Raw genomic sequence first — 15,107 nt, 5'->3', positions numbered from 1 at the left:
CATGTGTTAAGCACGCCGCCAGCGTTCGTCCTGAGCCAGGATCAAACTCTCCGTGGATGTTTATTGACATGTCCGAGGACCGAGGGCCCTTCGGGGTGTCTACACAGAAAGTCGCCGCTCTTGGCAAGCGGCTTCAATCACTGGTTCAACGAGCTGGGTGTTTCAATTTGCTCGATGTACCAAAGGAATCTCTTCACGACCCGTAGAAACGGATCGTGGACGAGAGTTAATAAATGGCACTAACTTTCGGCACGCTGTTGAGTTCTCAAGGAGCGGATGCACACCATTTCAGACCTTTCGACCTGATCCGGGGCAACCTGCGTAACGCTACCTGGTCGGCTTCGCGCGGTCAAACACGTCCGGCACCGCCCAGTTCCCACTTGGTCGGGGCGACTCGAAGAGTCCGTGCCTCGTGCTTGGGGGATTTCATCCGCCTGTCCCCGGCTGCTGGCTCAACGCCTGCGCTTCGGGTCCGTCGCGCGAACAAAGACAACACTAGTGACTGCCGACGCGTGGATGCAAATCGCCCCCCGAGTGCCGCGGGGCGACGTTCAGCCGGAGCTCAGACCAGCCGGCGCGCGTGCCGCTTGCCCCGCGCCAGCACGCGACCCACGACCTCCGCACGTCCGAGGTCGTAAGCGCCCGACGCCACCGCGACGCCGTCGAGTCGGACCGAGCCGGCATCGATGTCGCGGCGCGCCGCGCTGGTGCCGGCCGCCAGCCCGGCAGCGACCAGCAGCGCAGGCAGATGCACCGGATCGTCTGCCGGGAGCGGGTACTCCGGCGCGTCGACCTGCAACTCGTGACGCTTGAACACAGCGTCGAAGTGCTCTTCGGCGGCCCGTGCCCCGTCCGAGCCGTGGTACAGCGTGACGACCGCCCGGGCCATCGCGCGCTTCGCCCGGTTGGCGTCCGCGCCCCCGAGCGACGCCGCCGCCGCCAGCTCGTCGACCTGGTCGGGGTGCAGAGCGGTGCACAGCCGTGCGTAGGTCTCGATGAGCGTGTCCGGGATGCTCATCAGCTTGCCGAACTGCTCGTCCGCAGGGTCCGAGATCGCGATGTAGTTCCCGAGCGACTTGCCCATCTTCTCGACGCCGTCGGTGCCGACGAGCAGTGGCACGGTGAGCACCGCCTGCGGGGCCTGGCCGCGCGCGCGCTGCAGCTCGCGGCCGACCAGGTTGTTGAACGTCTGGTCCGTACCACCGAGCTCGAGGTCCGCGTGGATCTCGACCGAGTCGATGCCCTGCAGCAGGGGGTACACGAACTCGGACAGGCTGATCGGCTGCCGGGCCGCGAAACGGCGCGCGAAGTCGTCGCGTTCGAGCACTTGCGCGACGGTCATCAGGCGGGTGTAGCCCAGGATGTCGGCCAGGCTCATCACCCCGAGCCAATCGGCGTTGTTGACGACCTCCGTGCGCTGCGGGTCGAGAATGCGCATCACCTGGTCGAAGTAACCGCGTGCGTTGGCGATCACGTCCTGCGCGCTCTGCGCGACGCGGGTACTCGTGCGACCGGACGGATCACCGACCTGCCCGGTGAACCCGCCGACGACGAGCACGGCGGTGTGCCCGAAGTCCTGGAACTGACGCAGTTTGCGCAGGACCACCGCATGCCCGAGCGTGAGGTCCGTGCCCGACGGGTCGATGCCCAGCTTCACCCGCAGCGGACGGTTCTCGCGCTGCGCGACGAGCAATCGCTCGGCCAGCCCGTCCGTCGGCAGGATCTGCGCCGCTCCCGAAGCGAGCACGACGTACGCGTCGCGCAGATCGTCCGGAAGTGCCGCAGCCGGGTCGGCGCCACGGTGGTGCGCCGCGCCGCCGTCGGCCGGCTCGAGGTGCTCGCTCACCCGCTCAGTCTGCCGGTCGATGCCCGCGGGTTGCCCGGGTCCCCGCCTTGTAGGCGGACACCGACGGTTCGTCGGCAAGCCAGAAGCGCCACAGACGGTCGGCCGCGGCGCTGATGCCGACCCGCGGGCCGGCCTGCACGCCGCGCGGGCGACGCGAGGCGACGGCCGCCAGCCGGACGGGTGACCCGGGATCGAACAGGTCGACGCCGTTGGTCGCAGCGCCGAGGCCCAGACAGGTCGCGAGCCGGGCCGGGCCGCGCGCGAGATCGGCGTCGCGTTTCGCGGCCGGCCGCCGCGCGCGGGCCACCGGCAGGCCGTCGACCACCTCGCCGGCCCGCAGCAGCACCGCCGCAGCCGTGCCGTCGGGGCCGCACACGACGTTCGCGCACCAGTGCATGCCGTAGGTGAAGTAGCAGTACAGATGACCGGGCGGACCGAACATCACGGCGGTGCGGTTGGTGCGGCCGCGGAACGCATGTGATGCCGGGTCGTCGACACCCTCGTATGCCTCGACCTCGGTGAGTCGGACGGCGACGTCCTCGCCGCCGACGGCCGAGACGAGGACGGCACCGAGCAGGCGCGGCGCGAGCGTCAGCGCCGGGACGGCCAGTCGTGTGCGCTCGACGGTCACGCCTGCGCGCCGGCCCACTCGCGGTGATCGCGGACCTGGGCGTCAAGCGCGGCGTGTTGCTCGGCGACGCGTGCCGGCGCCGTGCCGCCGACGCCGTCGCGCGACTCGATCGAGCCGCGGACGGTCAGCACCTCCCGGACCTGCGGGGTCAGATCGGGCGAGATGGCAGCGAGGTCGTCGTCGGACAGGTCGGCCAGGTCGATGCCGCGGCGCTCGCACTCGCGCACGCAGGCGCCGGCCACCTCGTGCGCGACCCGGAACGGCACCCGGCGCCGCACCAGCCACTCGGCGACGTCGGTGGCCAACGAGAAACCCTGCGGCGCCAGCGACTCCAGGCGTTCGGTGTCGAACACCAGGGTGGCGAGCGTGCCGCTCATGGCGGGCAGCAACAGGTGCAGGGTGTCGACGGCGTCGAAGACCGGTTCCTTGTCCTCCTGCAGGTCGCGGTTGTAGGCCAGCGGCAGGCCCTTGAGGGTGGCGAGCAGCCCGGCGTGATCGCCGATCAGCCGGCCGGCCTTGCCGCGGGCCAGCTCCGCGACGTCCGGGTTCTTCTTCTGCGGCATGATCGAACTGCCGGTGGAGAATGCATCGTCCAGCGTGACGAACGAGAACTCCTTGGTCGCCCAGAGGACGACCTCCTCGGCGATGCGCGACAGGTCGACGGCGAGCATGGCGGCGACGAAGGAGAACTCGGCGACGACGTCGCGCGCGGCGGTGGCGTCGATGGAGTTCTCCGCCGGCCCGGCGAAGCCCAGCTCGGCGGCGACGGCCGCCGGATCCAGGCCCAGGGACGAACCGGCCAGCGCTCCTGCGCCGTAGGGGCTGCGTGCGGCCCGGGCGTCCCAGTCCCGCAGCCGCGCGACGTCACGCACGAGGGGCCAGCAGTGCGCCAGCAGATGGTGGGCGAGCAGCACGGGCTGCGCGTGCTGCAGATGCGTGCGACCGGGCATCGCGACATCGGAGTGCCGCCGTGCCTGGCCGACCAGCGCCTCGACGACGCCGAGCACCTCGCTCGCGAGCGAGCGCGCCTGCTCGCGCAGGTAGAGCCGGATCAGGGTGGCGATCTGGTCGTTGCGCGAGCGCCCGGCGCGTAAGCGGCCGCCGAGCTCGGCACCCACGCGCTCGACCAGCCCGCGCTCGAGTGCCGTGTGCACGTCCTCGTCGGCCGGCTCCGGCGCGAAATCGCCGCTGACGACGTCGTCCTCGAGCCGGTCGAGCCCGGCGAGCATGCCGGTGAGTTCGTCGTCGGTGAGCAGCCCGGCGCCGTGCAGCACGCGGGCGTGCGCGCGGGAGCCTGCGATGTCGTGCCGCGCCAGCCGCCAGTCGAAGTGCGTCGACAGTGACAACGCCGCGAGCACGTCCGCCGGACCACCGGCGAAGCGGCCGCCCCACAGCCGGGCGTCAGTCAACGCCGGACTCGATCGCCGCGTCGTCGAGGACGGACTCATCGGCGTCATCACGCCGGCCGCGGGCGGTGATCTGGTCGGCGCCGTGCTCGTCCAGGCCGGCTTGCTCGAGCTCGCCGAACAGGTGCGTGCGACCGAGCAGCACCTCGGACTGTGCCGCGTACTGCTCGAGCTTGGCGCGTGAATCGGCGATGTCGAGGTTGCGCATCGTCAGCTGGCCGATGCGGTCGACGGGGCCGAACGCCGCGTGTTCGGTGCGTTCCATGGACAACTTGTCCGGGTGGTAGGACAGCTCGGGACCACGGGTGTCGAGCAGCGAGTAGTCCTCGCCGCGCCGCAGACGCAGGGTCACCTGGCCGGTGACGAGGGACGCGATCCAGCGCTGGATCGACTCGCGCTGCATCAACGCCTGGGGGTCCAGCCAACGACCCTCGTAGAGCAACCGGCCGAGCCGGCGCCCCTCGTTGTGATAGTTCGCGGTCGTGTCCTCGTTGTGGATCGCGTTGACGAGCCGCTCGTACGCGATCCACAGCAGTGCCATGCCGGGCGCCTCGTAGATGCCGCGCGACTTGGCCTCGATGATGCGGTTCTCGATCTGGTCGGACATGCCGAGGCCGTGCCGGCCGCCGATCGCGTTGGCCTCGTGCACGAGGGCCACCGGGTCGGCGTAGTCGACGCCGTTGATCGCGACGGGCCGGCCGCTGTCGAAGCGGATGCTCACGTCCTCGGCGTCGACGCTCACCGCCGGGTCCCAGAACTTGACGCCCATGATCGGCTCGACCGTCTCCAGCGAGACGTCGAGGTGCTCGAGGGTCTTCGCCTCGTGGGTGGCGCCCCAGATGTTGGCGTCCGTGGAGTACGCCTTCTCCTTGCTGTCGCGGTAGGGCAGGTCGCGCTCGCTCAGCCACTGGCTCATCTCGGCGCGGCCACCGAGCTCGGTGACGAACCGCGCGTCGAGCCACGGCTTGTAGATCCGCAGCGCGGGGTTGGCGAGCAGGCCGTAGCGGTAGAAGCGCTCGATGTCGTTGCCCTTGAACGTCGAGCCGTCACCCCAGATGTGCACGTCGTCGGACTGCATCGCCCGGACCAGCATGGTGCCGGTGATGGCGCGCCCGAGCGGCGTGGTGTTGAAGTAGGTCCGCGCGCCCGAGCGGACGTGGAAGGCGCCGCACGCCAACGCGGCGAGTCCCTCCTCGACCAGCTCGCGGCGGCAGTCGACCGCGCGGGCGAGCTCGGCGCCGTAGCGCCGGGCGCGGTCCGGCACGCCGCTGATGTCCGGCTCGTCGTACTGGCCGATGTCTGCGGTGTAGGTGCAGGGCACGGCGCCGTTGGCGCGCATCCAGGCGACCGCGACGGAGGTGTCCAGGCCGCCGGAGAACGCGATGCCGATGCGTTCGCCCTGCGGCAGGGACGTCAGGACCTTGCTCACGCTGGTGTTTCCTCTCCCCCGGCCGGGTGCCGGTCGGTGCGGGCCTGCGCGAGGTCGCGCAGCTGTTGCGCAAGCGCATCGCCGCCGGCCGGGTCGCGGGTCACGACGAGGATCGTGTCATCTCCGGCGATCGTGCCGAGCACGGCTGCGAGGCCCGCGCGGTCCACCGCGGACGCGAGGAACTGCGCGGCTCCGGGCGGGGTGCGCAACACGACCATGTTGGCGCTGGCCTGCGCCGACGTGCACAGCTCGCCGACCAGGCGGGCGAGCCGGTGGGGCGGCGCGTCGTCGTCGCGGCGCGCGGCAAGCGGCGTGCCGTCCTCCGGCACCACGTAGACGGGGTGACCGCCGTCCGGGGTCCGCAGCTTCACTGCGCCCAGCTCGTCGAGGTCGCGCGAGAGCGTCGCCTGCGTGACGTGCAGACCGTCGGCGGCGAGCAGCGCGGCGAGCTCGCCGTGCGAGGCCACGGGCGCGGCGCCGAGGATCTGGACGATGCGTGCATGGCGCGCGGCCTTGGTGACCCTGCCCGGCGGCACGTCGTGCGCGGTCGTCATGTGCGCTCCAGCAGAAAGGCCAGCAGCGCCTTCTGTGCGTGCCGGCGGTTCTCCGCCTCGTCCCACACGGCGCTGCGCGGTCCGTCGAGGACGGCCGCGGTGATCTCCTTGCCCCGGTAGGCGGGCAGGCAGTGCAGCACCAGGGCATCGGCCGCGGCGTACTCGAGCGCGTCCGCCGTGACGGCGTAGGGCACGAACGGTGCCTCGCGCTGCGCGGCCTCGTCCTCCTGGCCCATCGACACCCAGGTGTCGGTGGCGACGACATCGGCACCGTCGAGCGCGGCGTGCGCGTCGTCGGTGACGGTGACCGAGCCGCCGGTCTGCGCGGCCAGCTCCGCCGCCCGCGCGACGATCGCGGGGTCCGGCGCGTACTCGGCAGGGCCACCCAGGCGCACGTGCATGCCCGCCGTCGCGCCCCCGAGCAGGTACGAGTTGGCCATGTTGTTCGCGGTGTCGCCGAGGTACGCGAACGTCAGCCCGGCGAGGCGCTGCTTGCGTTCGCGGACGGTCTGCAGGTCGGCGAGGATCTGGCACGGGTGGAACTGGTCGGTCAGCGCGTTCACGACGGGCACCGACGCGACGCCGGCCATCTCGTCGATGCGCTCCTGGCCGTAGGTGCGCCAGACGATGGCAGCCACCTGACGCGACAGGATGCGCGTGGTGTCCGCGATCGACTCCCGGGTGCCGATCCCGGCAAGCCGCCCGTCGACGACGATCGGCTGGCCGCCGAGCTCCGCGACGCCGACGGAGAAGGACAACTGGGTGCGCAGCGTCGGCTTGTCGAAGATCAACGCGACGGACGACGGGCCGGCCAGCGCGCGGTGCTGGTGCGGCGCGGCCTTCATCGTCGCCGCGAGGTCGAGGACCTGCGCCTGCTCGTCGGGCGTGAGGTCGTCGTCGCGCAGGAAGTGTCTAGGCATCGCGGGCCGCCACCTCCTGCAGTGCGTCGGCCAGCCGGACCACCGCCGTGTCGACGTCGTCTGTCGTGGTGATCAAGGGTGGGGCGAGCCGCAGCACGTCCGGGCGGACGGCGTTCACGAGCAGGCCACGGTTGAAGGCGCTCAGTTCGACGTCGGCCGCGTGCGCGCCGGTGAGCACGACGCCGCGCCAGAGCCCGGAGCCGCGGACCTCACGCACGAGCGGGGCGCCGATGGCCTCGATGCGCCGGGCCAGGTGCTCACCGACCTGTTTGACGTGGTCGAGCAGATGCTCGTCGGCGATCGTGGTCAACACCGCGAGGGCAGCAGCGCAGGACACGGGATTGCCGCCGAACGTGCTGCCGTGGTCGCCCGGCGCGAACAACTCCCCCGCGGCGCCGACGGCGAGACAGGCACCGATCGGCAGTCCGCCGCCGAGACCTTTGGCGAGCGTGACGACGTCTGGTCGAACGCCCTCGGCCTGGCTGGCGAACCAGTTGCCGGTGCGGCCGATGCCGCTCTGCACCTCGTCGACGATCAGCAGCGCGCCGGCGTCGTCGCAGATCGCCCGCACGTCGGTGAGGAAACCGGGCGGCGGCGCCACGATGCCGCCCTCGCCCAGGGTCGGTTCGACGATGACGGCTGCGGTCTGCCGCGTCACCGCGGCCCGCAGCGCCGCGGTGTCGCCGTAGTCGACGAAGGTGACCGGCCCGGGCAGCGGCGCGAACGGCTCGCGCTTGGCGGCGTTGCCGGTGACCGACAGCGCGCCGAAGGTGCGGCCGTGGAAGCTGGCGTTGCACGACACGATCCCGCCGCCCGGCCGGTGCTTGCGGGCAAGCTTCAGCGCGCATTCGTTCGCCTCGGCGCCGGAGTTGGCGAAGAACACCCGCGCGGGCAGGCCGAGCAGGTCGACGAGCCGCTCGGCGAGCCGCACCCCGGGCTCGTGCATGGCCAGGTTGGACGTGTGGGCGAGCCGGCCGACCTGGTCGGTGACGGCCGCGACGATCGCCGGATGGGCGTGGCCGAGCGAGGACACCGCGATGCCGCCGACGAAGTCGAGGAACTCGTCACCGGCGGTGCTCCACACGCGCACACCGTCGCCGTGGTCGAGCGCGACCTTCGGCGTGCCGTAGTTGTCCATCATCACGGTGTTCCACCGCTCGGTCAGGGTCATCTGCCCTCCTCGGTCTTCGCCGGGACGACCATCGTGCCGACGCCCTCGCTCGTGAAGATCTCCAGCAGCAGCGCGTGCGGCACGCGCCCGTCCAGCACGTGTGCCCGCGGCACGCCGCCCTGCACCGCACGCCGGCAGGCCTCCATCTTCGGCACCATCCCGGCGCCCAGGCCGGGCATCAGGTCGGCCAGCTGCTCGACGTCGATCTGGCTGATGACCTCGGAGCTGGCGGGCCAGTCCGCGTACAGCCCCTCGACGTCGGTGAGCACGATGAGTTTCTCCGCGCCGAGGCTGACGGCGAGGGCCGCGGCTGCGGTGTCGGCGTTGACGTTGTAGGTCAGTCCGTCGCGCCCGCGGGCCACGGTGGCGATGACCGGGATGCGGCCGGCGTCGAGCAGTGCGGTGACGGCGGACGCGTCGACGTCCACGATGTCACCGACCTGCCCGATGTCGACGTGCTCGCCGTCCACGACGGCGCCGCGCCGCTCGGCAGTGAGCAGGCCGCCGTCCTCGCCGGACAGGCCGACGGCGAACGAGCCGTGGTCATTGATGCCGTTGACGATTTCGGCACTGACCTGGCCGGTGAGCACCATGCGCACGATGTCCATGGCCTCCGGCGTGGTGACGCGCAGCCCGCCGCGGAACTCCGACTCGATGCCCAGCCGGCCCAGGTGCTCGGTGATCTGCGGCCCACCGCCGTGCACGACCACCGGCCGCAGTCCGGCGTAGCGCAGGAACACGACGTCCTGCGCGAACGCCGCCTGCAGTTCCGGGCTGGTCATGGCGTTGCCGCCGTACTTGACGACGACGACCTTGCCGTGGAATCGCTGCAGCCAGGGCAGCGCGTCGACGAGCGTCGCGGCACGCGTCATGGCCTGCTCGACGGTCCTCATGTCGAATACGCCGAGTTCTCTTCGACGTAGCCGTGCGACAGGTCGTTGGTCCAGATGGTCGCCGCGGCATCCCCGGCGTTGAGGTCGGCGCGTACGTGCACGTGACGGCCGGTCAGGTCGACGCCCTCGCGTGGCTCGCCGGCCGCGCCGTCGCGGCACACCTGCACGCCGTTGATCGCGACGCCCAGCCGGTCGGCGTCGAAGGCGGCGGAGGTCGTGCCGATGGCGGCGAGCACGCGTCCCCAGTTGGGGTCGTTGCCGAACAGCGCGCACTTGAGCAGGTTGTTGCGCGCGATGGACCGGCCGACCTCGACGGCGTCCTGCTCGGTCGCGGCGTTGACCACCTCCACCTCGACCTCTTTGGTGGCGCCCTCGGCGTCGGCGATCAGCTGCGCGGCGAGGTCGGCGCACACGGCGTGCAGGGCAGCGTCCAGTCGGTCGGGTGGCGGTGTCACGCCGGAGGCGCCGCTGGCCAGCACCACGACGGTGTCGTTGGTGGACATGCAGCCGTCGGCGTCGACGCGGTCGAATGTGTGCGCGGTTGCGGCGCGCAGTGCGGCGTCGAGGTCCGCGGCGTCGACGACGGCGTCGGTGGTGAGCACGCAGAGCATGGTGGCGAGCCCGGGGGCGAGCATGCCCGCGCCCTTGGCCATTCCGCCGACGCTCCATCCCTCGTCGGCGTGCTCGGCCTGTTTCACGCGGGTGTCGGTGGTGCGGATCGCGTCGGCGGCCGCCGCGCCCGACTCGCTGTCGAGCGCATCTGCCGCAGCATCGACGCCGGCGAGCAGCTGCGGCATCGGCAGTCGTTCGCCGATCAGGCCGGTGGAACACACCACGACGTCGCCGGCGCCGATCGACAACGCGGCCGCGACGTGCTCGGCGGTGCGGTGCGTGTCGGCGAAGCCGTCCGGGCCGGTGCACGCGTTGGCGCCGCCGGAGTTGAGGACGACGGCGCGCGCCCGGCCGTCCCCGACGACCTGTTCGGACCACAGCACCGGCGCTGCGCGCACCCGGTTGCGGGTGAAGACGGCGGCGGCTACGTCGAGCGGGCCGTCGTTGACGACGAGCGCGACATCCGGCGCGCCCGACGTCTTGAGCCCGGCTGCCACGCCGGCCGCGCGAAAGCCGGCAGGAGTCGTGACGCTCACGGCGCCACCCCGTCGGCGGTGAGGCCGGCCGTTTCGGGCAGCCCGCACATCAGGTTGGCGTTCTGCACGGCCTGGCCTGCCGCGCCCTTGCCGAGATTGTCGATCGCACAGGTGACGACGAGCCGTCCCGAGTCGAGGTCGAGCTGCACCTGCAGCTGCGCCGAATTGGAGCCGGACGTCGCGGCGCTGTGCGGTTGCTGGCCGGCCGGCAGCAGGTGCACGAAGGGCTCGGACGCATAGGCGGCGTCGAGGGCCGCCCGCGCAGCGTCCAGCGATGCCGCACCGACAGGGCGCAGCGCGACGCTGGCCAGAATGCCCCGCGGCATCGGCACGAGGATCGGGGTCATCGTCAGGCTCGTCGTACCACTGGCCTGCTTGATCTCCGGAACGTGTCGGTGCGCCCCGACCTTGTACGCGCTGAGGTCGCCCATCACCTCACTGGCGAGCAGGTGCGCGGCGGCCGCGCGTCCGGCGCCCGACGTGCCGCTCGCCGAGGTGAGCACGACGTCGTCCGGCTCGGCGACGCCCGCATCGAGCAGTGGCCGGATGGCGAGGATGGCCGCCACTGCGTGGCACCCGGTGTTGGCCACCCGGTCGGCGCGAGCGATGGCCGCGCGCTGGCCGGGCAGTTCCGGCAGGCCGTAGACCCACGGCTGCGCATGCGTCCCGCCGTAGTAGCGCTCATGTGCGGCGGCGTCCTCCAGGCGGTGGTCCGAACCGAGGTCGACGACCTTGACGGAGCCGGGCAGGAGTTCGGCCAACGGCGCGGCGGCGCCGTGCGGCAGCGCCAGAAACGCAACGTCTGCCTCGGCGAGTGCTTCCGGTCGGGTCGGTGCCAGCTCCAGCCCGGCCAGCGAGCGCAGTCCGGGATGGACGGCACCGAGCAACTGGCCCGCGTTGCCGTGTGCGGTGACCGCGACGACATCGAAATCGGGGTGCGCCGCCAACAGGCGCAGCAGCTCGCCACCGGCGTAGCCGCTGGCACCGGCAACGGCGACCCGTAAACCCATGCGCACAATTATGCATTAGCACGAAACTTCATGCACAACGGGTCGACACCACGAGCAGATGAGCGAGAACCTGACGTACTACCCGGCACGTGGCTACGTCGAGGCCGGCCGGTACGCCGAGCAGGGTTACCGGCGGGTGCGATTCGTCAAGCGACTGCGCGACGGGTCCGGCTGAGGACCGCGCCCGGGGGTCAGGCGACGAACGAACCCGGCATCGGCTGCCCTCGCGCGAGGCGGCAGCCCGGCTCCCACGGCCAGACACCGAGGTCGTCGGGGTAGACGACCTGCAGCGCAGACACCGATTCCGCCGGGTCCCGCCCCACGTAGGCATTGGCCCGGAGCACCACCTGCCCCGGGTTCGGCACCGTGAACAGTGCGACCCGATCGCCCGGGTCGTCCGAGAGCTCCAGCACGTCACCGTCGGCGAGGGTGTCGCCATGCTGGGTCACCGAGTGAGCGAGCGCGTTGAGCAGGTCGTGCGCGTGCCTGCGATCGAGCCCGAACACCACGAGCTCCGGATGACCACGTGCGGGCCACAGACCGATCGTGTATGCCCAGGGCAGCGACGGGCCTTCGACATGCACCACCGCACACCCGCAGTCCTCGATCATTGCGCGCGTGGCCCGGCGCCAGACGGCCTCGTACTCGGCCATGAGCTGCGGGTCGTCCGGCCTGCCCCCGCGCGCGGCGATGTAGTCGCAGCAATCGCACATCTCGTCCCCCGTCTCGTCGGTTGCGAGGACGGTAGGACGCGGGGGCGACAGTTTTCAGGAACGCAGGCGGGCGCCGTGCGCGTGTGCGGCCGCGTCCACCGCGGCATCGCGCGCCGTCGTGGCCTCCTCCACCGTCAGCGTGCGGTCCTTCGCCCGGAAGCGCAGCGCGAACGCCAGCGAACGGACGTCCGCGCCGAGCTTGTCGTCGGCGTAGACGTCGAACAGCCGCAACGACTCGAGCAACGGGCCGGCCGCCGCGCGCAGGGTGTCCGCGACTTCAGCCGCCGGCACGTCGTTCGCCACGACGAGCGCGACGTCGAGCAGCACCGGCGGGAGGGTGTGAACCTCCGGCGCCGCGGCGGCCTGCGGCACCGGGACCGCGTCGAGATCCAGCTCGAGCGCGCAGGTGCGTTCGGGCAGGCCCAACTCCGCGACGACGCGTGGATGCAGCTCGCCGGCGTAACCGACGGGCGTGCCTTCGACGAGCAGCTCGGCACAGCGTCCCGGGTGCCACGGTGCATGCTCCGCGGCGCGCACCGTCAGCTGCACCCGCGCGGTCCGGGCGACGACGCGGGCGAGTTCGACGGCGTCGGACCAGTCCGCCGGTCGCGGTGGTCCCCACCACCCGCGCCGCTCGATCTCACCGCACAGGACGGCGGCGAGGTGCCGCGGCTGCTCGGGCAGCGCGGCGTCCAGGGCGGCGAGCTGTTCCGACGTCGGTGGCCCGTCGATCCCGGGCACCGGCGCCCGAGCTGCCTGCTCCCGGGGCAGGAACACGAGACCGGTCTCGAACAGCGCGAGGTCGCGTTGGCCGCGACCGAGATTGCGCAACACCGTCGTCAGCAGGGCGGGAAGGATCGACCGGCGCAGTTCCGGCTCGTCCTCCGACAGCGGATTTGCCAGGCGTGCGGCGGGCTCGTCGTCGCCGAGCGCGCTGCGTAGCGACGGTGCGACGAACGGAAACGACAGCACCTCGACGCATCCGGCGTCGGCGAGCGACCGCGCAACCGATCTGTTGAATTTCTGCCGGCCGGTCAGCCCGTCGCCCGCGGGGGCGGCGGGCAACACCGAGGGCAGCCGGTCGTAACCGGCCAGTCGAACGACTTCCTCGACCAGATCCGCGGGGATGAGCAGGTCCGGTCGCCACGACGGCGGATCGACCTGCAACAGCGTGTCGCCGGCCTCGACTGTGCAGCCGACGGCGCGCAGGTTGGCGACGACATCGTCGCGCGGGATGGGCATGCCGGCGACGGTCTCCGGTCGGGTGACCGCGAGGGCGATGCGCGGCGGCGCTGCCGGGGTGCCGACCACCGTGTATCCGCCGGCGTCCCGCGCGCCGCCGTGCTGGACCAGCAGGTCCACGCAGCGGGCGAGGGCGACCCCGGCGATCTGCGGGTCGACGCCGCGCTCGAAGCGACGCGCCGCCTCGCTCGGCAGTCGATGGCGACGCACCGTGCGCGCGATCGACGCCGGTTGCCAGTGCGCCGCCTCGAAGACGATGTTGGTGGTCGCGTCGCCGATCTCGGTGGTCGCGCCGCCCATGACACCACCGAGCGCGATCGCGCCGGAGTCGTCGGTGACGACGAGGTCATCGGGCGCCAGATCGCGGGAGACGTCGTCGAGGGTGGTCAGTTTCTCCCCCGGCAGAGCCCGGCGCACACCGATCGGCCCGCGCAGCTTGTCGCGGTCGAACGCGTGCAGTGGCTGGCCGGTCTCGAGCATGACGTAGTTCGTGACGTCGACCGCGAGCGAGATCGAGCGCAGGCCGCACTGCCGCAGCCGCGCAGCCATCCACTCCGGCGTCGGCGCCGCCGGGTCGAGACCGGTGACGGCGCGCGCGGAGAAGCGGTCGCAGCCGGCCGGATCGTCGATGCGCACGTCGTACGCGGCGCCGTCGACCGCCGGCAGGTCCGCCGTGACGTCGTGGAACGCGACGCCGAGCGCAGCAGCGGCCTCCCGGGCGAGGCCGCGGATCGACAGGCAGTACCCGCGGTCGGTGGTGACCTCGACGTCGAGCACGGCGTCGCGCAGACCCAGCAGCCGCAGCGGGTCGTCGCCCGGGCGGGCCGAGTCCGCGGGCAGCACGAGGATGCCGTCGTGGTCCTCGCCGATGCCGAGCTCGCGGACCGAACAGATCATGCCGTCCGAGACGTGCCCGTAGGTCTTGCGTGCCGAGATCGCGAAGTCGCCGGGTAGCACGGCACCGGGCAGCGACACCACGACGAGGTCACCCTCGGCGAAGTTGTGTGCGCCGCACACGATGCCCCGCGGTTCGGATTCGCCGACATTCACCTGGCACCAGCGGATGGTCTTGCCGTTCTTCTGCGGCTCGTCGACGAACGACTCGACCCGGCCGACGACGATCGGGCCCTGCAGGGCGTCCGCGCCGGACTCGATGCCGTCGATCTCCAGGCCGATACGCAGGAGAGCGTCACCGAGCGCGCGCGGTGTCAGGTCTGCGGGCAGGTCGGCGTGCTCGGCCAGCCAGCTGATCGGTGCCTTCACGGCGTCACCCCGAAGGCGCTCGAGAACCGGACGTCGCCTTCGAACATGTCACGCATGTCGGCGGCGCCGCTGCGGAACATCAGCGCGCGGTCGATGCCCATGCCGAACGCGAAGCCGCTGTAGCGCTCGGGGTCGATGCCGCACGCGACCAGGACGCGCGGGTCGACCATGCCGCAGCCGCCCCACTCGATCCAGCCCTCGCTGTTGCAGGTGCGGCACTCGCCGTAGTCGGGGTCGGTCAGCGACGCGCCGTGGCAGACGAAGCACACGAGGTCCATCTCGGCGCTGGGCTCGGTGAACGGGAAGTAGTGCGGCCGCAGGCGCGTCGCGATCCCGCTCGTGGAACCACCGAACAGCTGCTGCGCCATGTGGTCGAGCGTGCCCTTGAGGTTGGCCATGGTGAGGCCCTCGTCGACGGCGAGCCCCTCGAGCTGGTGGAACACCGGCGAGTGCGTGGCGTCGACCTCGTCGGTGCGGTACACCCGGCCCGGGCAGACGATGTAGATGGGCGGCTGCTGCGCGAGCATCGTGCGGATCTGCACCGGCGAGGTCTGCGTGCGCAGCACGACGCCGGAGTCCGGGGCACCGACGTAGAAGGTGTCCGTCAGATCGCGGGCCGGATGCTCGGCGGGCGTGTTCAACGCATCGAAGTTGAACCAGCTCGCCTCGGCCTCGGGCCCTTCGGCGACCGACCACCCCATGTCCACGAAGATGTCGCACAGCAGGTCCTGCACCATGTTGACCGGGTGCCGGGCACCGGGCGCGCGGCGGTCGGTGGGCAGGGTGACGTCGACAGTCTCGGCGACCAGCACCCGGGCGTCGCGTTCGGCCTCGAGTTCGCTCTGCCGCGCGGCGATCGCCGTGCCGATCCGGCCGCGGGC

General features: G+C 71.8%; 13 protein-coding genes. All 13 read right to left on the bottom strand.

Annotation, left to right across the window (positions count from 1 at the left end; translation table 11 throughout):
* Window positions 1-562: 562 nt before the first annotated feature.
* Window positions 563-1,846 carry a tyrosine--tRNA ligase gene (gene tyrS, locus ACFFCN_RS16545; RefSeq protein WP_375493427.1) on the bottom strand — a complete coding sequence of 428 codons (1,284 nt, stop codon included), beginning with the start codon at window positions 1,844-1,846 and terminating at the stop codon, window positions 563-565.
* 4 nt (window positions 1,847-1,850) lie between these two features.
* Window positions 1,851-2,477 carry a DNA-3-methyladenine glycosylase gene (locus ACFFCN_RS16540; protein ID WP_375493425.1) on the bottom strand — a complete coding sequence of 209 codons (627 nt, stop codon included), beginning with the start codon at window positions 2,475-2,477 and terminating at the stop codon, window positions 1,851-1,853.
* Window positions 2,474-3,925, bottom strand: coding sequence for an argininosuccinate lyase (argH, locus tag ACFFCN_RS16535; RefSeq protein ID WP_375493423.1), 1,452 nt, complete (start codon window positions 3,923-3,925; stop codon window positions 2,474-2,476). The genes ACFFCN_RS16540 and argH overlap by 4 nt, the downstream gene beginning before the upstream one ends.
* Window positions 3,879-5,312 (bottom strand): argininosuccinate synthase, encoded by a 1,434-nt coding sequence (argG, locus tag ACFFCN_RS16530; protein WP_375493421.1) that lies wholly within the window; start codon window positions 5,310-5,312, stop codon window positions 3,879-3,881. Before argG ends, argH begins: the two co-directional genes overlap by 47 nt.
* Window positions 5,309-5,866, bottom strand: a complete 558-nt coding sequence (locus ACFFCN_RS16525) for an arginine repressor (protein ID WP_375493419.1) — start codon at window positions 5,864-5,866, stop codon at window positions 5,309-5,311. The genes argG and ACFFCN_RS16525 overlap by 4 nt, the downstream gene beginning before the upstream one ends.
* Window positions 5,863-6,786: an ornithine carbamoyltransferase gene (gene argF / locus ACFFCN_RS16520; protein WP_375493417.1), complete on the bottom strand. Its 924-nt coding sequence runs from the start codon at window positions 6,784-6,786 to the stop codon at window positions 5,863-5,865. The genes ACFFCN_RS16525 and argF overlap by 4 nt, the downstream gene beginning before the upstream one ends.
* On the bottom strand, window positions 6,779-7,957 hold the full coding sequence (locus tag ACFFCN_RS16515) for an acetylornithine transaminase (protein WP_375493415.1): 1,179 nt from the start codon (window positions 7,955-7,957) through the stop codon (window positions 6,779-6,781). Before ACFFCN_RS16515 ends, argF begins: the two co-directional genes overlap by 8 nt.
* Window positions 7,954-8,850, bottom strand: a complete 897-nt coding sequence (gene argB / locus ACFFCN_RS16510) for an acetylglutamate kinase (protein WP_375493414.1) — start codon at window positions 8,848-8,850, stop codon at window positions 7,954-7,956. Before argB ends, ACFFCN_RS16515 begins: the two co-directional genes overlap by 4 nt.
* Window positions 8,847-9,998, bottom strand: coding sequence for a bifunctional glutamate N-acetyltransferase/amino-acid acetyltransferase ArgJ (gene argJ, locus ACFFCN_RS16505; RefSeq protein ID WP_375493412.1), 1,152 nt, complete (start codon window positions 9,996-9,998; stop codon window positions 8,847-8,849). The genes argB and argJ overlap by 4 nt, the downstream gene beginning before the upstream one ends.
* Complete coding sequence (argC, locus tag ACFFCN_RS16500) at window positions 9,995-11,008, bottom strand: N-acetyl-gamma-glutamyl-phosphate reductase (RefSeq protein ID WP_375493410.1); 1,014 nt, start codon at window positions 11,006-11,008, stop codon at window positions 9,995-9,997. Before argC ends, argJ begins: the two co-directional genes overlap by 4 nt.
* Before the next feature lie 191 nt (window positions 11,009-11,199).
* A complete protein-coding gene (locus tag ACFFCN_RS16495) occupies window positions 11,200-11,721 on the bottom strand; it encodes a DUF4262 domain-containing protein (RefSeq protein WP_375493409.1) in 522 nt (173 codons plus the stop codon).
* 54 nt (window positions 11,722-11,775) lie between these two features.
* Window positions 11,776-14,226 carry a phenylalanine--tRNA ligase subunit beta gene (pheT, locus tag ACFFCN_RS16490; RefSeq protein WP_375493407.1) on the bottom strand — a complete coding sequence of 817 codons (2,451 nt, stop codon included), beginning with the start codon at window positions 14,224-14,226 and terminating at the stop codon, window positions 11,776-11,778.
* A partial coding sequence (gene pheS, locus ACFFCN_RS16485; RefSeq protein ID WP_375493406.1) for a phenylalanine--tRNA ligase subunit alpha occupies window positions 14,223-15,107 on the bottom strand: 885 nt, incomplete at its 5' end. The genes pheT and pheS, both read right to left, overlap by 4 nt.

Origin of the sequence: uncultured Jatrophihabitans sp., assembly GCF_964246335.1 — a bacterium.
Lineage (GTDB): Bacteria > Actinomycetota > Actinomycetes > Mycobacteriales > Jatrophihabitantaceae > Jatrophihabitans.
This window is presented reverse-complemented; position numbering and strand designations above follow the sequence as displayed.